This window comes from Micromonospora sp. NPDC004336 (assembly GCF_053602615.1).
Genome location: NZ_JBSGDY010000054.1, coordinates 16,961 through 35,499 on the forward strand (window position 1 = coordinate 16,961; position 18,539 = coordinate 35,499).

17 protein-coding genes are annotated in these 18,539 nt (G+C 74.1%); 6 read left to right on the forward strand and 11 right to left on the reverse strand.

Annotation, left to right across the window (positions count from 1 at the left end):
- Positions 1-159 precede the first annotated feature (159 nt).
- The 4 genes from abc-f to ACWENR_RS14295 all read right to left on the reverse strand — a co-directional run bounded on the left by abc-f (position 160) and on the right by ACWENR_RS14295 (position 5,539).
- Positions 160-1,794, reverse strand: a complete 1,635-nt coding sequence (gene abc-f, locus ACWENR_RS14280) for a ribosomal protection-like ABC-F family protein (protein WP_452277426.1) — start codon at positions 1,792-1,794, stop codon at positions 160-162.
- Positions 1,795-2,151: 357 nt separating this feature from the next.
- Positions 2,152-3,246 carry an SRPBCC family protein gene (locus ACWENR_RS14285; protein ID WP_452277427.1) on the reverse strand — a complete coding sequence of 365 codons (1,095 nt, stop codon included), beginning with the start codon at positions 3,244-3,246 and terminating at the stop codon, positions 2,152-2,154.
- A gap of 255 nt (positions 3,247-3,501) precedes the next feature.
- Entirely contained in the window at positions 3,502-4,197 is a 696-nt protein-coding gene (locus ACWENR_RS14290) for a DUF998 domain-containing protein (protein WP_452277428.1), read from the reverse strand.
- Positions 4,198-4,339: 142 nt separating this feature from the next.
- Positions 4,340-5,539, reverse strand: coding sequence for an RtcB family protein (locus ACWENR_RS14295; protein WP_452277429.1), 1,200 nt, complete (start codon positions 5,537-5,539; stop codon positions 4,340-4,342).
- A gap of 517 nt (positions 5,540-6,056) precedes the next feature.
- Between ACWENR_RS14295 and ACWENR_RS14300 the strand changes: the two genes are divergently transcribed.
- The 5 genes from ACWENR_RS14300 to ACWENR_RS14320 all read left to right on the forward strand — a co-directional run bounded on the left by ACWENR_RS14300 (position 6,057) and on the right by ACWENR_RS14320 (position 9,676).
- The gene (locus ACWENR_RS14300) at positions 6,057-6,686 is read left to right on the forward strand and encodes a DUF6058 family natural product biosynthesis protein (protein ID WP_452277430.1); all 630 of its coding nucleotides are present in this window, start codon (positions 6,057-6,059) and stop codon (positions 6,684-6,686) included.
- Positions 6,687-6,741: 55 nt separating this feature from the next.
- Positions 6,742-7,194 (forward strand): helix-turn-helix domain-containing protein, encoded by a 453-nt coding sequence (locus ACWENR_RS14305; protein WP_452277431.1) that lies wholly within the window; start codon positions 6,742-6,744, stop codon positions 7,192-7,194.
- The gene (locus ACWENR_RS14310; RefSeq protein WP_452277432.1) at positions 7,187-7,561 is read left to right on the forward strand and encodes a DUF4180 domain-containing protein; all 375 of its coding nucleotides are present in this window, start codon (positions 7,187-7,189) and stop codon (positions 7,559-7,561) included. The genes ACWENR_RS14305 and ACWENR_RS14310 overlap by 8 nt, the downstream gene beginning before the upstream one ends.
- A gap of 119 nt (positions 7,562-7,680) precedes the next feature.
- Entirely contained in the window at positions 7,681-8,871 is a 1,191-nt protein-coding gene (locus ACWENR_RS14315; protein ID WP_452277433.1) for a spore photoproduct lyase family protein, read from the forward strand.
- Between the two features lie 22 nt (positions 8,872-8,893).
- Positions 8,894-9,676 (forward strand): alpha/beta hydrolase, encoded by a 783-nt coding sequence (locus tag ACWENR_RS14320; RefSeq protein ID WP_452277434.1) that lies wholly within the window; start codon positions 8,894-8,896, stop codon positions 9,674-9,676.
- 58 nt (positions 9,677-9,734) lie between these two features.
- Here the strand turns inward: ACWENR_RS14320 and ACWENR_RS14325 are convergent, their stop codons facing one another.
- The 7 genes from ACWENR_RS14325 to ACWENR_RS14355 form a co-directional block, all read right to left on the reverse strand.
- Positions 9,735-10,241, reverse strand: a complete 507-nt coding sequence (locus tag ACWENR_RS14325; RefSeq protein WP_452277435.1) for a DinB family protein — start codon at positions 10,239-10,241, stop codon at positions 9,735-9,737.
- A 129-nt stretch (positions 10,242-10,370) separates the two neighbouring features.
- Positions 10,371-11,120 carry a M15 family metallopeptidase gene (locus ACWENR_RS14330; protein WP_452277436.1) on the reverse strand — a complete coding sequence of 250 codons (750 nt, stop codon included), beginning with the start codon at positions 11,118-11,120 and terminating at the stop codon, positions 10,371-10,373.
- A gap of 220 nt (positions 11,121-11,340) precedes the next feature.
- Positions 11,341-12,336 (reverse strand): acetylxylan esterase, encoded by a 996-nt coding sequence (locus ACWENR_RS14335; protein ID WP_452277437.1) that lies wholly within the window; start codon positions 12,334-12,336, stop codon positions 11,341-11,343.
- 3 nt (positions 12,337-12,339) lie between these two features.
- On the reverse strand, positions 12,340-14,718 hold the full coding sequence (locus ACWENR_RS14340) for a beta-xylosidase/alpha-l-arabinosidase (protein ID WP_452277438.1): 2,379 nt from the start codon (positions 14,716-14,718) through the stop codon (positions 12,340-12,342).
- Positions 14,715-15,533, reverse strand: coding sequence for a carbohydrate ABC transporter permease (locus ACWENR_RS14345; protein ID WP_452277439.1), 819 nt, complete (start codon positions 15,531-15,533; stop codon positions 14,715-14,717). The genes ACWENR_RS14340 and ACWENR_RS14345 overlap by 4 nt, the downstream gene beginning before the upstream one ends.
- Positions 15,533-16,474 (reverse strand): carbohydrate ABC transporter permease, encoded by a 942-nt coding sequence (locus tag ACWENR_RS14350; RefSeq protein WP_452277440.1) that lies wholly within the window; start codon positions 16,472-16,474, stop codon positions 15,533-15,535. Before ACWENR_RS14350 ends, ACWENR_RS14345 begins: the two co-directional genes overlap by 1 nt.
- A gap of 8 nt (positions 16,475-16,482) precedes the next feature.
- Positions 16,483-17,781 carry an extracellular solute-binding protein gene (locus ACWENR_RS14355; protein WP_452277441.1) on the reverse strand — a complete coding sequence of 433 codons (1,299 nt, stop codon included), beginning with the start codon at positions 17,779-17,781 and terminating at the stop codon, positions 16,483-16,485.
- 239 nt (positions 17,782-18,020) lie between these two features.
- On the opposite strand from ACWENR_RS14355, the gene ACWENR_RS14360 reads away from it, so the two are divergent.
- Positions 18,021-18,539: LacI family DNA-binding transcriptional regulator (locus ACWENR_RS14360; protein WP_452277442.1), on the forward strand; the 519-nt coding region annotated here is incomplete at its 3' end.

An 18,539-nucleotide genomic window follows, 5' to 3' on the forward strand; every position in this document is an offset into this window, starting at 1 on the left:
GCTGCGGGCTGCGCACGCCGCGGCCCGCGAGAACGCCTGGGCGCAGCAGTGCGAGACCGCGGAGCCCTGCCCGCCTCGACCGCGGCCGCGACGTGCCCGGCCTGGTCACGCCCGTTTCGGCCGGGACCCGTCGCCCGGTGCCCGGGTGCGCGCCGTTGACTATGCCCCGGTGGCGTCGCTCTCCCGCAGCCGGCCGTCGGCGAGCCGCAGCCAGCGGTCCACCCCGATCTCGGCGAGGAACCGCTCGTCGTGGCTGATCACCACGAACGCGCCCTGGTACGCGTCGAGCGCGCCCTCCAGCTGGGCGACGCTGACCAGGTCCAGGTTGTTGGTCGGCTCGTCGAGCAGCAGCAACTGGGGCGCCGGTTCGGCGAACAGGACACAGGCCAGGGTGGCGCGCAGCCGCTCCCCGCCGGACAGCGCCCCGACCGGCAGGTGGGCGCGGGCACCCCGGAACAGGAAGCGGGCGAGCAGGGTCAGCCGCTGCGCCTCGGGCAGGCCGGGCGCGTACGCCGCCAGGTTCTCCGCCACCGTGCGGTCCAGGTCCAGCAGGTCCAGCCGCTGCGACAGGTACGCGACCCGGCCGTCGGCCCGCCTGACCCGGCCGCTCTCCGGCGTCAGGTCGCCGCCGACCACCCGCAGGAGGCTGGACTTGCCGGCGCCGTTGGGGCCGGTCAGGGCGATCCGTTCGGGGCCCCGGATCGTCAGGTCGACGCCGTCGCCGGCGAACAGCGGGCGCGTGCCGTAGCGGACCTGGATCTGCTCGCCGTGGAAGACCGTGCGGCCGGCCGGCAGGTTGGTGCCCGGCAGCTCCAGGGTGATCCGCTGGTCGTCGCGCAGGGCGCGGCCCGCCTCGTCGAGCCGGGCCTTGGCGTCGCTGACCCGCGCGGCGTGGGTCTCGTTCGACCTGCCCGCCGATTCCTGCGCACCCCGCTTCATGGTGCCGGCGAAGATCTTCGGCAGGCCGGCGCTCTTGAGGTTGCGGGCGGCGTTGCCGGCGCGGCGCTCGGCGCGCTCGCGGGCCTGCTGCATCTCCCGCTTCTCCCGCCTGACCTCCTGCTCGGCGTGGCGGACGTTCTTCTCGGCGACCTCCCGCTCGACGCGCACGGCCTCCTCGTAGGCGGTGAAGTTCCCGCCGTAGGAGCGGATCTCGCTGCGGTCGAGTTCGAGGATGCGGTCCATGCGGTCGAGCAGCGCCCGGTCGTGGCTGACCAGCAGCAGGCAGCCGCCGAAGGCTTCGAGCACGTCGTAGAGCTTGCGGCGCGCCTCGAGGTCCAGGTTGTTGGTGGGCTCGTCGAGCAGCAGGACGTCGGGCCGCCTGAGCAGTTGCGCCGCCAGGCCGAGCGAGACGACCTGCCCGCCGCTGAGGGTGTGCAGGGGTCGGGCGAGGGAGACGTCGTCGAGGCCGAGCCGGTCGAGCTGGGCGCGGGTGCGCTCCTCGATGTCCCAGTCGTTGCCGATCGTGGTGAAGTGCCGCTCGTCGGCGTCGCCGGACTCGATGGCGCGCAGCGCGTCGAGCACCGGGGCGACCCCCATCACCTCCGCCACGGTCAGGTCGCCGGCCAGCGGCAGGCTCTGCGGGAGGTAGCCCAGCACGCCGTCGACGGTGACGCTGCCGGCGGTCGGCCGCTGCTCGCCGGCGATCAGCCTGAGCAGGGTGGTCTTGCCGGCGCCGTTCGGCGCGACGAGGCCGGTGCGGCCCGCGCCCACGGTGAACGACAACCCCTGGAAGACGGGGGTGTCGTCGGGCCAGGAGAAGGAGAGGTTGGAGCAGACGATGAAGGCATCGGACATGACGGAAGCCCTTGGTGTGACGTGGGCGCGGAAGGGCGCCCGGGGACGGGGGTCTGCGACGCGACGGCCCGTGGCCACGGCGGCGGTGTCACGCCTGCCGGCAGCCGGGCACTTCCGGTGTCACCCGGAGATGTCGTCGTCACCCGCCATGTCTGGTCTCCCTGTCCCGATCAGTCGCGGCCCATCCTAACAGCGCGGCCCGCACCGCGAGGACCGCGCGCGGCCGCGTCGCCAGCCGCCGTACGCCTCGGCACGCCGTACCGGCGGGGCGGCCGGGCGGTGGGCCTCCGCCGTCACCGGCCCGGCGCCCGGGTAGCCGTCGGCGTGCGGCGGTGGAACAGGATGGTCCGCTCGCCGTCACAGGCCGGCGCACGGGGTGTCGCCCACCGTGCAGCTCTCGGGCGCCTTGGTGCGTACGTCGGAGTCGCGGACCTCGAACGTGAACGTGCGCGATCCCCCGGCGGGCACGGGCGGCCCGGTGAAGGTGATCCGCTGCCCGTCCTGGCGCCAGTCGGCCCCGCTGACGTCGTCGATCGTGCCGCCGTCGGCCAGCGTGACGACCACCGTCCAGCCCTTCACGGCCGCCCCGCCCGGGTTGTCGACCACCACCTCGCCGGTGAAGCCGAAGAGCCGGGTGGAGGCGGTGCCGTAGCGGGCGGTCACGGCGGGGACGGACGGCGCGACCGAGCTGGCCGTGGGCGAGGGTTTCGCCGTAGCCGTGGGGGTGCGACTCGCCCGGGTGGCCTCCGGGGTGGCGGTCCGCGTGGGCCGGGTGGAGGGGGTCGGTCGGGCCGAGGCGCTCGACGTGGCCGCCACCGTGGGCGCCGGGGTGGCGGTCGAGGCCGGGATCGGGGCGGCGGTACGGTCCGGCTCGTCGGGCAGCGCCGCCCACACCGCCGCCCCCGCGGCCAGTACGGCGGCGGCCAGGCCGGCGACCAGCAGCGGCCGGTTGCGGCGGCCGGTGGCCGACTCCTCGGCGACCTCGGTGGCCGGCAGTTCCGCCGTCATGCCGACCTCGCCACGGCTCAGGTCCACCTGTTGGAAGGCGAGCCAGTCGAGGATCGCGGGCAGCCGTCCCGCGATGGCCTGCTGGTAGCACTCCTCGCGCTGTTCCCGCTGCTCGTCGGGCCAGCTGCCGTGCTCCAGCACCTCGCGGACCGAGAGCCGGCTGCCCTCGGCGGTGGGCGTCACGGCACAGGTCAGCCGGCTGCGCCGCCCGCCCTCGAGGCAGCGCAGCGCGAGCAGCTCCGGCTCCCGCCGCTCGGTCAGCTCCGCGTCCACGGCGGCGTCGAAGCCGGGCAGGCCCGCCGTGTAGAGCAGCAGCCGGTTGCGGGTCCCGTCCATCAATTCGACCTCGGTGAACCACCGGGCGAGCAGTTCGCGGTCCGTCAATGCGCGCCACACCCGGTTCGCCGGGTGGAACAGGTCGACCTGCGTGCCGATCTCGATCACGGCGAGACTCTACGGTCCCGGGGACGGGACCGCAGGACGGGGCCGCGCCACACGGTCCGGAGCGGCAGGGGCCGGCGCGCGGTCGATGTCCTCGCCTGCCGCCGCCGTCCGCGCCGACGGCGGCCGAACCTGCGCTCCCCGGTTCCTCGGACCCGGACGTGATCTCCGCTGACCCAGTCAGCGAAGATCACGTCCGGTTGTCACATCACGCTCTGCGACAGCGGTCGCCCGCTCGTCGGTCGAGGCGTCGGTCGATCACCGTCCGTTCGGCGTCGTCGTGGCGAGCCTGGCGATCGTCGCGGAGAGCCACACCAGGCCCAGGGCCGCTCCCGCGAAGAAGACCAGGACGCTTGTCGACGAGCCGACGAAACCGGCGATGACGACCACCGGAACGATGCGGGAGGCCAGCGCCCAGCCACGCCGGCCCTGCGCGGCGAAGCGACGCGCGAGCGCGAAGAACGCCGCGCACAACGCCAGGTAGCCGATCATGCCGCCGACCATGTGGACGGCGCCGTTGACGCTGAGAGCGGTGGTCGGGCCGTCCGGGGTGCCGACGGGGAACCCGGCGCCGGGGTCGGCGGCGAACACCGCGCTGACCAGGAACGAGACGCCGAACACGGTGACCAGCCGGGGCGCCCAGGTGGCGCCCGGCCCGTCCCGCAGCGCCCGCCGCAGGCCGGTCGCGCCGACTGTGATCAGCGTTCCGGCGACGACGAAGTTGACCACCTGGATCCAGCCCAGGTCGCCGAGGCTGAGCTGGCTGAGGGCGTTGCGGGTGAAGTCGAAGCCCTCGCGGGTCAGACCCTGGATCACGCCCACCGCCAGGAACAGCGGGCCCGCGGCGACACCGCAGCCCATCAGCAACCGGTTCGTCGGGCGGGTGCGAGTCCTGGTGGTCCGGAGTCGCGCCCCCGCCGACGCGACCGGCTCGACCGTGTTCGTGATGTTCATGTGTGGGTTCCCATCGGTGCGGCTGAGGTGGTTGTGACCTCCAGTCTTCGAGGGCCGGCGACATCGATCAAGCCAAGATCGGAGCAGGACCGTTGACCCGGATTCAACGGACAGGCCGACATGTCCAGGCGCCGGTCGGCGGTCAGCCCTTCACGCAGACGACCTGCTTGAGGTGCGCCACCACCTCGACCAGGTCCTCCTGCTGCGACATCACCTCGGTGATGTCCTTGTACGCGCCGGGGATCTCGTCGACCACCCCGGCGTCCTTGCGGCACTCCACCCCGGCGGTCTGCGCGGCCAGGTCGTCGGTGGTGTACGTGCGCTTCGCCTGCGCCCGCGACATCCGCCGCCCCGCCCCGTGCGACGCCGAGCAGTACGCGTCGGGGTTCCCCTTGCCCCGCACGACGTACGACCCGGTGCCCATCGACCCCGGGATGATGCCCAGGTCCCCCCGACCGGCCCGGATCGCGCCCTTGCGGGTCACCAGCACGTCGACGCCGCCGTAGCTCTCCTCCGCCACGTAGTTGTGGTGGCACGAGATCGGCTCGTCGTAGCGCACCTCGGGGAACTGCCCGCGCACCACCTCGCAGAGCAGGGCGAGCATGACCGCCCGGTTGCGCCGCGCGTACTCCTGCGCCCACCACAGGTCCCGGCGGTAGGCGTCCATCTCCGGCGTGCCGGCGAGGAACACCGCCAGGTCGCGGTCGGGCAGGTCGGCGTTGTGCGGCAGCCGCCGGGCGACGGCGATGTGCCGCTCCGCCAGCTCCTTGCCGATGTTGCGGGAGCCGGAGTGCAGCATCAGCCACACCCGCCCCGCGTCCGCGCCGCCCTGCTCCAGGCAGACCTCGATGAAGTGGTTGCCGCCGCCGAGCGTGCCGAGCTGCCGCTGGGCCCGCGTCTCCAGCTGCGCCACCCGCCGGTCGAGGCCGGCGAACCGGCCCCAGAAGTCGTCCCAGCCGGACTGCTCCAGCCCCCGGATCCGGCGCGGGTCGACGGGCTTCTCCCGCTGGTTGAACCCGACCGGGATGGTGGCCTCGATCGCCGAGCGCAGCCCGGCCAGGTCGTCCGGGAGGTCGGCGGCGGTCAGCGAGGTGCGCACCGCCGACATGCCGCAGCCGATGTCGACGCCCACCGCGGCGGGCGAGACGGCCTGCCGCATCGCGATGACCGAGCCGACCGTGGCGCCCTTGCCGAAGTGCACGTCGGGCATGACCGCGACGCCCTCCACCCACGGGAGCGCGCCGATGTTGCGCAGCTGCCGGGCCGCCTGCGGCTCGATGGCGTACGGGTCGGTCCAGACGCGGACCGGCGCGCGGGTGCCCGCGAGCGGGGTGTAACTCATCGTCGTCTCCTCGTGTCGTCGGCTGGCCGCCACCGTCGTGGTGGGACCGGAGAGGTTCGACGGCCGCCCGGGAATCGAACCCGGCGGGAGTGGGCCAGCACGGCCACTCCGCGCCCAGCGCGCGGCCGGCCCGTCGGACGGTGGTCGACGGGTGCGGCAGGGGGAAATCGGTCCGTCGACGACAAGGCCGCCCGGACCCCGACGGGGTGGGCGGCCGCGCGTGCGCGCTGGCGCTAGTCGCGCCGCCACCCTGGCTGCCGGCCCTGCTCGGGGCGGCACCGGCCGGGGACCCGCTGGCCTGTCGGCAGCGAGGCACCGCCGTGCGGCATGAGCCACATGGCGTCGGTGCGGGCGCGCTGCGACACGGCGTACTCCCCCCGGGCGATCGGTTGACCTTGCGTCGACGACGCTAGGCGCGCCGGACGGTGGCCGCAATGGGTATTCGCCCGATCGTTCGGCCGGCGCCGAACCGTCCCGCCGTTACGGTCGCCGGAAACGCGCGACAGGGAGGTGCCAGGTGCGGCTCAGGCAGTTGGTGGCAGAGCGGTTCCGGCAGGTCAACGGCGAATACCCGATGACCGGGGCGGACGACGAGTACGTCAGCGCACAGTTCGTGACGCTCGACGAACTGTGCGCCGAGCGCGGGTGCGACGCGGACGGCGTACGCCGGCTGATGCTCGACCGGCGGCTGCCCCTGCCGGGCTACCTGCGCTCCGACGGCGCGGAGATGGTGCCCGCGGATCTCTTCGCGCTCGCCGATCGGGCCGGCGGCCCCGACCTGCTGGCGGCGTGGTTCACCGGGCACTGGGCCGACCCGGTCGTGGGGGCGGCGGAGTGGAACTCCTACGTCGACGGCCGGTACGTCTGCCTGCGCTCGGTCAGCCCGGCCACGATCCGCCGCAAGGACGAACTGGTGACGGCGATCCGGGCGGCGCTGGCGGACCTCGACGCCGACCCGGCCGGTGGCGACGCGGCGGCGCGGCTGCCCGCCCTGGTCGACGAGCTGGACGCGCTGGAACCGGCGTTCACCGCCTACGACCGGCTGCGCTTCGGCGGCCCGACCTCCCGGGACACCTTCATCGACGCGGTGCGGGCCCGGCTGCGCCGGCCCACCAGACGGCGGACCCTGGTCTCGCCGCGATCATGACCCGCGTCACGGGCGACTTCCCTATCCTTACCTATCCGCCCTAGATTAGGGAGCGATGAGTGAGGAAATGTACTCGGTCGAGCAGGTGGCCGAACGGCTCGGCCTGCACGTGCGCACCGTCCGGGGCTACATCCGCACCGGCCGGCTCAGGGCGGTGCGGATCGGCAAGCAGTACCGGATCGCCCGCGCCGACCTGGACGCGCTGACCGGGCGACCGCGGTCGGCCCGCCCCGCCGCCGCGACCGTGGAGGTGTCGAGCATCGTGCAGATCGACGGCGTCGACCGCGCCACGGCCGACCGGCTCGGCACGCTCGTCCTGGCCGGGGCCGGCACCGGCCGCGATCGCGGGCAGCCACTGCGCATCCAGACCGTCCACGACGAGGAGCGGCACCGCATGAAGATCGTGATATTGGGCGGCGCCACCGCCACCGCCGAGGTGCTGCGCCTGCTCGACGCGGTGCTCGACGGCGACAGCGGCCTGCTCGGCCGGGAGGTGGACGGTGGTTGACGTGCTCCAGGAGCGGGCCGGGGTGCCGGTGCTGGTGTGCGACCCGGACGGGCCCCCGATCGTCACCGAGCAGGACGCGCTGGACCTGGTCGGCGCGGCCTTCCTCGGCGCCGAGACGGTGGCCGTGCCGGCGGGCCGGCTGGACGCGTCGTTCTTCACCCTCGGCACGCGCTTCGCCGGCGAGGTCATGCAGAAGTTCGTCAACTACCGGCTGCGCCTGGTCGTCGTCGGGGACATCTCCGCGCACCTGGCGGCCAGCGCCGCCCTGCGCGCCCTGGTCGAGGAGTCGAACCGGGCCGACCACGTGTGGTTCGTCCCCGACCTCGACGCGCTCGACGCCCGGCTGGCGGCGACCGCGACCCGGTGACCCCGGCAGGACCGGCGGCCGGGCGTCGCGCCACGGGTCGCCGCCCGGCGGTCGATCGGGCGCGGTCGCGGGTGACCGCAGCAGAGGTTGCCGCCCGGCGCAGCGGGTAACCGGCGCGGATGAGGCCGGAGGCCGAGCCGGTGGACGTCGACGAGCCGCTCGCCGTCGACGTACCGCCCGCGCCGCACGACGCCAGCGGCGAGCGCGTGCCGACCCGCGACCTGGCCGGGTTGGCGCCCCCGACGCGCCCGGCGCGGCGGTGGACGCCGCGCCGGGTGGTGGCCACGCCGGCGGCGCTGGAGCGGCCGCACGGCCGGCGGATCGCCGACCGGGTCGAGGCCCTGGGCATCGAGGTCGAGCGGCTGCGCGCCAACCGGCTGACCGGCGTCCGGGGCGAGACCGACCGCGAGACGTACGCCCGGGCGAAGGCGACCATGGCGATCGTGGTCAGCCCGCCGTCGCGTCGGCGGCTGCAACCCATCGCGCCCAGCGCCGACTGGCGGTTCGACCTGGCGGAGGGCTGCCCGGCCCACTGCCAGTACTGCTACCTGGCCGGCTCGCTCTCCGGCCCGCCGGTGACCCGGGTGTACGCCGACCTGGACGACATCCTCGCCGGCCTGACCGACTACGCCGGACGGGGCACGGTGACCAGCCGCAGCGCCGACCGGGCCGCCGAGGGCACCACCTTCGAGGCGTCCTGCTACACCGACCCGCTGGCCCTGGAGCACCTCACCGGCAGCTGGCGGCGGGCCGTGGAGCACTTCGCCGGCTGGGACGCCCCGGTGCAGCTGCGGTGGACCACCAAGTACGCCGACGTCGACACGTTCGTGGGGCTGCCGCACGCCGGCCGCACCCGCGTCCGGTTCAGCGTCAACTGCCGCCCGGTCAGCGAGCGGATGGAGGGCGGCACGGCCACGGTCGCGCACCGGCTGGCGGCGCTGCGCCGGCTCGCCCTCGACGGCTACCCGGTGGGGCTGACCGTCGCGCCGATCATGCCGCTGCCCGACTGGCGGGAGCACTACGGCGAGCTGCTCGACGCCGTGGCGGGCGCCGTCGCCGGGGTGCCGGAGCTCGACCTGACCGCCGAGCTGATCACCCACCGGTTCACCCCCGGCAGCAAGGAGGTGCTGCTCGGCTGGTACCCGCGCACCCGGCTGGAGATGGACGAGTCGACCCGCAGTCGCAGGTACGGCAGGTTCGGCGCGGTGAAGTACGTCTACCCGCGCGACACCATGACCGAGCTGCGCTCCTGGTTCGACCGGGAGCTGGCCGCCCGGCTGCCCGCCTGCCGCGTCCTCTACTGGACCTGAGCATGGGCTACGGTCGACGACCGTGGCCCTGATGCGCGTCGACTTCCACTCCGAGGTGCTCGGTCTCAGCACCTCGATGACCGTGATCCTGCCCCAGCGGACCTCCTCGCAGATCGGCCTGGCCGGCAGCGCCCGGCAGGGCGACCCGCCCGTGCTCTACCTGCTGCACGGCCTCTCCGACGACGACACGATCTGGCTGCGCCGCACCTCGATCGAGCGCTACGTCGCGCCGCTCGGGCTGGCCGTGGTGATGCCCCAGGTCGGGCGCAGCTTCTACGCCGACGAGGAGCACGGCAACCGGTACTGGACCTTCCTCAGCGACGAGCTGCCCCGGCTGTGTCACCAGTTCTTCCGGCTCTCGACGCGCCGGGAGGACACCTTCGTCGCCGGGCTCTCGATGGGCGGCTACGGGGCGGTGAAGTGGGCGCTGCGCGATCCCGGCCGGTTCGCCGCGGCGGCGAGCCTCTCCGGCGCGCTCGACGTGGCCGCCCGCCACCACCACGCGACCGCGCCCCTGGACACCGGCGTCTGGCACACCGTCTTCGGCGCACGGGCGGTCGCCGGCAGCGACGACGACGCCCTCGCCCTGCTCGACAGGGCGGCGGGAGCCGACCTGCCCGCGCTCTACGTCGCCTGCGGCACCGAGGACTTCCTGTACGAGGACAACCTGACCTTCGTCGCGGCGGCCCGCGAGCGGGGCGTCCCGCTGACCGTGGACCTCTCCCCCGGCGCGCACGACTGGGCGTACTGGGACGCGAAGATCCAGGACGTGCTGGCCTGGCTGCCGCTGCGCGCCGACGCCTGACCGACCGCGCGGCCGGAGGCGGGCGGGCCCGACGCGTACGGCACGCGGGCAGCCCCGCTCAGGCGCCGACCGTGCCGTCGATGCCCTCGCGGAGGAAGTCGGCGTGGCCGTTGTGCCGCGCGTACTCGTGGATCAGGTGCAGCATCACCAGCCGCAGCGACACGTCCTCGCCCCACCTGGCGTTGTGGCCGGTCACGTCGAGCGACTCGGCCTCCCGCTCGATGCGGCGGGAGTGCTCGACCTCCCGCTGCCAGGCGTCGAACGCCTCGGAGCGGGTGGCCCCGCCGGCGTCGTACGCCACCTGGTAGTCGCCGGCGTCCGACCAGACCAGCGGGACGTCCTCGCCGTTGATGACCCGGCGGAACCAGGTGCGCTCCACCTCGGCCATGTGCCGGACGAGGCCGAGCAGGGTGAGGGTGGACGGCGGCATGGACCGCCGGCGCAGGTCCTCGTCGGAGAGCCCGTCGCACTTCATTTCGAGGGTGGCCCGGTGGTAGTCGAGGAAGGCGCGCAGCGTCTCGCGCTCGCCCCCGGTCAGCGGCGGTCCGACGCGTTCGATGGTCACTGCCTCTCCCCTCGTCCGGCGGCGCGGTGGCCGCCGGGACGCCCGGTGCGGTTCGCGCCGCGGCACCCCTTCCGGAGCTGATCATGCCGGACGGCCACGCCGCGGGCCGCACCCCCTCCGGCCGCCCGGTCAGCCGGCGGTCACCGAGGAGCGGGCCACCGGCGCGTCGAAGTACGTGTCCGGCCAGGGCTCGTCGCGGTAGCGGTAGTGCCACCACTCGCGGTCGTAGTTGACGAAGCCGGCGTCGGTCATCAGCCGCCGCAGCAGCCGGCGGTTGTCCCGGGCCGCGCCGGTGACCTGGGGCGAGTCGGTGTGCGCCAGCGGGTCGAAGCAGTCGAAGCCGGTGCCCATGTCGACGCTGTCGTCGCCGAAGCGCTGCCCCGGCGCGGCGGTGCACGACACCAGCGGCTGGCCCGGGGCGTACGGGGCCTGGGCGGGGGTCGGCACGTCGACCAGGGTCAGGTCGACGGTGCTGCCCCGGCTGTGCGCGGTGGGGGCGCCGACGTACCCCTCGTCGAACAGCTTCGACTTCGCCACCCGGGGATAGAACTCCGCCTTCATCTGCTGCTCGCCGGGCTGCTTCGACCAGGCGACGAAGTCGTCGGCGGCCCGCCGGGGGCGGTAGCAGTCGTACACCTTCAGGCTCCGGCCCCGGGCGAGCGCGGCGTCCTGCGCCCGGCGCAGCGCCTCGGCGGCCTGCCGGCTGAGCAGGCAGAGCGGTTCGGGGTAGCCGGCGACCGGGCGGCCGACGAAGTTGTGCGGGCCGGCATACCGGATGTCGGTGCGGATCCGGGGGTCGACGTCGGCGAGGACCACGAAGCCCGGCAGGCGCGGCGCGCCGGCCGCCGGCGGGGACGCCGACCCAGACGCGGACGGCACCCCGGACGCGGACGGCACCCCGGACGCGGACGGCGTCGCGGACGGAGACGCCGACCCGGACGCGGACGGCGTCGCGGTCGGGGCGGGTGCGGGTGCCGGCCCCGGGCGCCAGCAGGCCGACGTCAGCGCCGCGACCGCCACGGCCGCCGCGACGGCCCGGGCGACCGCGACACCCCGGCGACGGCCGCCCGCACCCGTGCTCTCCACGCCCCCTTGTCTATCAGGGTCCGGGCCCGTCGGGCCCCGGGTCCCGCGACAGGTGTACGCGCAGGAAGCGCAGCGCCGCCTCGTCGTCGTCGATCCCGCCGGCCTCGTGCCCGTTGTAGCGCCAGACCGACAGCTCCGTCGGCCCCGCGCAGGCGTTGACGGCGGCGAAGACGGTCGACGGCGGGACGATGTCGTCCATCAGCGCGACGGAGAAGCGGGCCGGCGGCCGGCACCGGCGGGCGAAGTTCACCCCGTCGACGTAGGCCAGGGTGGCGAACACCCGGTCCTCGGCGTGCCGGTGCACGGCCAGGTAGTCGCGGATCTCCCGGTAGGGACGGGTGTCGGCGATCCCCACGGCGCGCGGGATGTCGCAGAGGAAGGGCACGCCGGCCACGACGGCCCGCAGGTCGGGCACCAGCGCGGCGACGGCGAGCGCGGCCGCGCCGCCCTGGCTGTGCCCGAGGACGGCGATCCGCGCCGGGTCGACCCCCGGCAGCTCGCGGGCCGCGTCCACCGCCCGGACGGCGTCGGTGAGGAACCGCCGGTAGTAGTACGTGCGCGGGTCCTCGACGCCCCGGGTCGTCACGCCGGGCGCCTCCGGGCCGGCGGCGGCCGGGTCGGGGGTGTCGCCCCGACTCCAGCCGGCCCCCTGGCCCCGGGTGTCCATCTGCAGGTGCGCGAAGCCGGCCGACGCCCACAGCAGGTTCTCCAGCGGGTGGCCGCGGCCGCCGCCGTAGCCGGCGTACTCGACGACCGTGGGCAGGGGCCGTCGCCCGGCGCGGGGCAGCCGCAGCCACGCCCGCACCGGCTGCCCCGCGAACCCGGGGAAGGTGACGTCGAGGACGTCGAGCGTGGCCAGCCCGGCGTCGACCGGTTCGGCGCGCACCGGCCACCCGCACGCCCGGGACTCGGCGAGGGTCTGCGCCCAGAACCGGTCGAAGTCCGCCGGCTCCCGCACCCCGCTGCGGTACACCCGCAGCTGCTCCTCGGGCAGGTCGGTGAGCGCCACCGCTCAGCCGTGCCGGGACGTGACGGTGAACCGGGGGTGCAGGCCGCGGGTGTGGTCGACGTGCCGGGCGGGGCCGCGCAGCCCGACCGCCGCCACCAGCCGGTGGTCGGTGCTGGACGCGGAGAGCCGCAGCTCCAGCTCGCCCGGCTCGACGACGCGCCGCCCGTCCCGACCGGTGAACGAGAACAGGTCCGCCGGCACGGCCACGTCGACCCGGCAGGCCGCGCCCGCGTCCAGCGGCACCCGGCGGTAGCCGATCAGCCGCTGCACCGGCTGGACGACCGACGCCACCGGGTCGTGGGCGTACACCTGCACGACCTCGCTGCCCCACCGGGAGCCCGTGTTGCGCAGCGTGAAGCGCAGCCGCAGCTCCCCGTCGGTCGCGGCGTACGGCTCGTCGACCACCAGCTCCGACCAGTCGAAGGTGGTGTAGCCGAGGCCGTGGCCGAAGCCGTACGCCGGGGTCGGGTCGACGTTGGAGACGTCGGTGGCCTGGCCGAGGCGGGGCGTCAGGTAGGTGGTCGGCCCGCCCCCGGGTCGGCGCGGGACGCTGACCGGCAGCCGCCCCTGCGGTTCGACGCGACCGCTGAGCACGCCCGCGATCGCCGGGGTGCCCTCCTCGCCGGGGAAGAACGACTGCACGACCGCCGCCGCCTCGTCGACGGCCCGACCCAGCGCGTACGGCCGCCCGGCCAGCAGCGCCACCACCACCGGGGTGCCGGTGTCCAGCAGCGCATCGAGCAGGTGCTGCTGCGCACCCGGCAGGGCCAGCGACTCCGCGTCGCAGCCCTCGCCGCTGGTGCCCCGGCCGAAGAGTCCCGCCCGGTCGCCGAGCGCCGCGACCACCACGTCGGCGTCGCGGGCCGCCTCGACGGCCGCCGGCAGGCCCGAGGTGTCGGTGCCGTCGACCGGCACGCCGGCCACCGTGACGACGACGCTGTCGGGGAACTCGGCCCGCAGCGCCTCCGCCAGCGTGGGCAGCGCGAGCCCGACGGGCACCTCCGGGTGGCGCGGCCCCACGTGGGCGGGGAACGAGTAGCAGCCCAGCACCGCCGTCGGGCTCTCCGCCTGCGGCCCGACGAGCGCGATCCGGGCCGGCCGGGCCAGCGGCAGGGTGCCGTCGTTGGCCAGCAGCACGACGGCCCGCTCGGCGACCTCGCGGGCGAGGGCACGGTTGGCCGGCGGATCCAGGTCGACGGAGCCGCGCAGCGCGTCCGGGTCGGCGAGATCGGCCCCGGCCAGGGCCGCCGGCACCGGGCTCCACCCGGGGTCGAGCAGGCCGAGCTGGGCCTTCTGCGTCAGCACCCGGCGCACGGCCCGGTCGACGAGCGCCTCCGGCACCAGACCGGCGGCGACGGCCTCGCGCAGCGGCGCGCCGAACGTCTTCACCGTGGGCAGCTCGACGTCGACCCCCGCGGCGAGGGCGGCGGTGGCCGCCTCCTGCCAACTGCCGGCCACCCCGTGCAGGGTGCGCAGGAAGGCGATGCCGAAATAGTCGGCCACCACCGTGCCGGTGAACCCCCAGGCGTCGCGGAGCAGCCCGGTCAGCAGCTCCTCGTCGGCGGCGGACGGCACGCCGTCGATGTCGGTGTAGGCGCTCATCACCGACCGGACGCCGCCCTCGCGCACCGCCATCTCGAACGGCGGGAGCATCACGTCGGCCCGCTCCCGGGGACCCATCGACACGGGCGCCAGGTTGCGGCCGGCGCGGGACGCCGAGTAGCCGACGAAGTGCTTCAGGGTGGCCACGACGCCCTCGGACTCCAGGCCCCGCACGTACGCCGTGGCGATCGTGCCGACCAGGTAGGGGTCCTCGCCGATGGCCTCCTCGACCCGCCCCCACCTCGCGTCGCGCACCACGTCGAGCACCGGCGCGAGCCCCTGGTGCACCCCGACGCGGCGCAGGTCGGCGCCGATGGCTGCGGCCATCCGGCCGATCAGGTCCGGGTCGAAGGTGGCGCCCCAGGACAGCGGCACCGGGTACGCGGTGGCGCCCCAGGCGGCGAAGCCCGCCAGGCACTCCTCGTGCGCGATCGCCGGGATGCCGAACCGGTTGGCGGCGGCGATGCGCTGCTGGGTACGCAGCAGGGACAGCGCGCCCAGCGCGGGGTCGACGGGGGCGGTGCCGAACGGGCGGGTCAGCTGGCCGAGGCCGTCGTCCAGCAGCGCGTCCAGGTCGACGGGCTCCTCCATCTCGTGCTGGTACGGCGCCACCTCGCCGCCGTCGGCCGACGCGCCGACCCACACGCCGTAGAGCTGCGCCACCTTCTCGGGCAGGGTCATGGCGGCGACCAGGGCGTCGACCCGGGTCGCGACGTCCAGGGTCGGATCGTTCCAGGTGGCGGCGTCGGGTTGGATGTCGAGGGTCACGTTGTCGGTCACTTTCCTCCCACGCCCATCAGCCCCTGCACCAGGGCCCGCCGGGCGAACAGATAGACGAGCAGGACGGGCACCATCGACAGCACGACCGCCGCGAGCAGGCCGGGAATGTCGATCCCGTGCTGCGTCTGGAAGTTGTAGAGGCCGAGCGTGATGACCTTGGTGCTGTCGGACTGGGTCAGGATGAGGGGGAACAGGAAGCCGTTCCACGCCTGGAGGGCGGAGAAGACGGCGATGGTGGCGATCCCGCCGCGGGACAGCGGCAGCACCAGTTGCAGGAAGACCCGCCCGGGCGAGGCGCCGTCGATGGCCATCGCCTCGTACAGGTCGCCGGTGATGTCGCGCATGACGCCGCTGAGGATCAGCGCGCAGACCGGCAGGGAGAACGCGGCGGTGGGCAGGATGACGCCGAGCAGGTTGTCGTAGAGGCCCGCCTTGCTGATCAGGTAGAAGATCGGCACGATGACCGCCTGCGCGGGGACGGCCAGGCCGAGCAGGAACAGCCGGAACACCTGCGAGGTGAGCCGGCTGCGGCTGCGGACGATCGCGTACGCCAGCGGCGGCACGAGCAGCAGCACGAGGGCCACCACGCTCACGGTCACCACGAGGGTGTTGAGGAAGTACCGGCCGAAGCCCTCGTCGAAGGCGCCGGTGTAGTTGTCCAGCGTGAAGGTGTCGGGCAGGGCGAGCGGGCCGTTGCCGCCGTACCCCTCGCGGGTCTGCACCGAGACCGCCACCATGACGTAGATCGGCAGGCCGATCAGAAGCAGCCAGAGGAGCGCGCCGAGCCCGGCGAGCCAGTTCGGACGGTGCCGCATCACAGGCCCTCCATGGTGCTGCGCATCTTGTCGTAGCCGGAGACGCGCACCACGATCAGCGAGATGACGGTGGCGACGACGACGAGGAGCAGCGCGATGGCCGCGGCGGCGCCGAAGTCGAAGCCGCGGAACGCCTGCTGGTACATGTAGTAGGCGGTGATGGTGGTGTCGGTGCCCGGCCCGCCCTGGGTGAGGATCAGGACGGTGTCGAAGGTGGTCAGCCCACCGACGACCATGAGGACGACCGAGGTGATCATGGCGTTGCGCAGCTGCGGCAGGGTGACGTGGCGGAACTGGCCCCAGCGGCCGGCCCCGTCGACCTCGGCGGCCTGGTAGAGCACCTGCGGGACCGCGCGGGCGGCGCCCTGGTAGATCAGGGTGTGGAACGGGATGAACTGCCAGCTCGCGACGAAGACCAGCACGGCGATCGCGCCGGTGCGGCTGCCGAACAGGTTGCCGTCGCCGAACAGCCAGCGGGCGTGCCCGGGCACGCCGAAGTTCGGGTCGAGCAGCGCCCGCCACAGCACCGACACCGCGGTGGCCGACAGCAGCAGCGGCAGGAAGAAGATCGCGGACAGCACCGCCCGGTTGCGCTGCCGCCCGGCCGCCCACACCCCGATCAGCAGGCTCAGCGGGGTCTGCACCAGCACGCCGAGGGCGGTGAGCAGGACGCTCAGCCAGAGACTGTTGATCATGACGGGGTCGCGGGCGAGTCGCTGCCAGTTGTCCAGCCTCACGAACTCCGGCGAGCCGAGGCCCGCCCAGCTGGTGAAGCTCAGGACGACCACGAGGACCAGCGGGACGAGCGCGAAGAGCCCGAAGAAGAGCGTCGCGGGCAGGGCCCAGGCGACGCCCGGGCGGCCGACCGTGGGGCCGCCCGGGCGTCGTCGGGCCCGTCGCTGCTCCGGTACGGCGGGGGCGGCGAGGGTGGTGGTGGACATGGCGGCGGTCAGCCCGCCTGCAGGGACTGCATGGCCTTGATGAAGCCGTCGGCGTCCATCCGGCCGTTGCAGTACTGCTGCACGGCCTGGTGGATGGTGGGGGTCGCGGCCGGCGGGTACGCCTGGTCCCAGGAGAGCTGGAACGTCGGCGCCTCCTTCACCAGGTTGAACTGGTACTTCAGGTAGGCCGGGTTGGCGGCGCCGTCGAGGAACTTCTCGGTGTTGGTGGTGGTGGGCAGGTTGCCGATGGCCAGCTGGGCCTGGACGAACTCGTCGGAGTACTGGAGCTTGAGGAACTCCGCGACCGCCTCCGGGTGCTTGGTCTTCTTCAGCACCGAGTAGAAGTTGTTGGTGTTGCCGACCACGTTGCGCGGGTCGCCCTTGCCGCCCGGCACGCTCGGGAAGGCGCTCCAGCCGAGGCCCTCGGCGGCGAAGGTCGGGTTGGCGTCGTTGTGGGTGGAGTAGTTCCAGGAGCCCATCAGCTCGAAGCCGGCCTTGCCGGCGGCCAGCAGGTTGGGCGAGCCGCCGTCGGTGAACTTGACCGAGTCGAAGTTGGTGCCGAACGCGCCCGCGTCGGTCAGTTGCCGCAGCAGCTCCAGGGCGCGGCGGCTCTCCGGGCTCGCCCAGGCGCCCTTGTCGCCGCCGAGCGCCTTGGCGAACAGCTCGGGGCCGGCCACCCGGTCGTAGAGGTACTGGTACCACATCTGGGTCGGCCACTTGTCGCCGCCGCCGAGGGCGATCGGGGTGATCCCCTTGCCCTTGAGCGTCTTCACGGCCGCCAGCAGCTCGTCCCACGTCTCCGGCGGGGTGATGCCGGCGTCGGCGAGCACCTTCTTGTTGTGGAACAGCAGCACCGGCTGGGTGCCCCGCATCGGCACCCCGTACGCCTTGCCGTCGACCACGGCGGTGTTGAAGACCGAGGGCAGGAAGTTGCTCTTCAGCCCCGGCTCCTTGGCGATCATGTCGTCCAGCGGGAGCAGCAGGTTGGCCTTGATGAACGGGGTGATGCTGCCGCCGCCCCAGTTGAAGAAGATGTCGGGCGCCTGGTTGGTGTTGATGATGGTCTGGAGCTTGGTCTGGTAGTCGGCGCCGGGGATGGTGTCGAGGACCGCCTTGACCTTCGAGGTCTTGTTGAACGTGTCGACGAGCTGCTTCTCGACCTTGTTGGTGGCGTCGCCGTACACCAGGATGCGGATCTCGTCCGCGCGGCCGGCGGAGTCGTCGCCGCCGCAGGCCGTCAACGGCAGCGCCAGCGCGAGGGCGGCGCCGAGAGCGGCGACCCGGGCGAGCCGCGTACGTAAAATCATGATCGACCTCTCGTGGTGGGGGTGTGGTGGGGGACGTCGACGCCGGCGCGACGACCGGAGCCGTCTCCGTAATTTCCGGAAGACTTCCGTAACTTGTGCGAACGCTAGAACCGACCTGCCGTGTCGTCAACCCCCGTCCATGGGGCAAGATGAGCCCACGGAACGGCTCCGCCGTTCCGGACGTTTTTCGGTGCGGACGGGTACGGTCGGCCTTCCGGCGGCCGGTGAAGGAGACGCGGGTGGACGGCGACGACGACGGGCGCAGGGTGACCATCACCGCTATCGCGCGGGAGGCCGGCGTCTCGGTGCCGACCGTGTCGCGGGTGCTCAACGGGCGGTCGGACGTGGCTCCCGACACCCGCGAACGGGTCGAGGAGCTGCTGCGCCACCACGGCTACCGGCGGCGCACCAGCCGCACGGTGACCCGCGCCGGGCTGGTCGACCTGGTCTTCAACGACCTGGACAGCCCGTGGGCCGTGGAGATCATCCGCGGGGTGGAGGACGTGGGGCACGGCGCCGGCGTCGGCACGGTGGTCTCCGCCATCCACCGGCAGTCCACCGCCGTGCGGCAGTGGCTGCAGAACCTGCGCGCCCGGGCCACCGACGGCGTCATCTTCGTGACCTCGCACGTGAGCCCGCCGCTGCAGGCCCAGCTGCGGCGCCTCAACGTGCCCGTGGTGGTCGTCGACCCGGCCGGCGTGCCCGCGACCGACGTGCCGACCATCGGCGCCACCAACTGGGCCGGCGGGCTCGCCGCG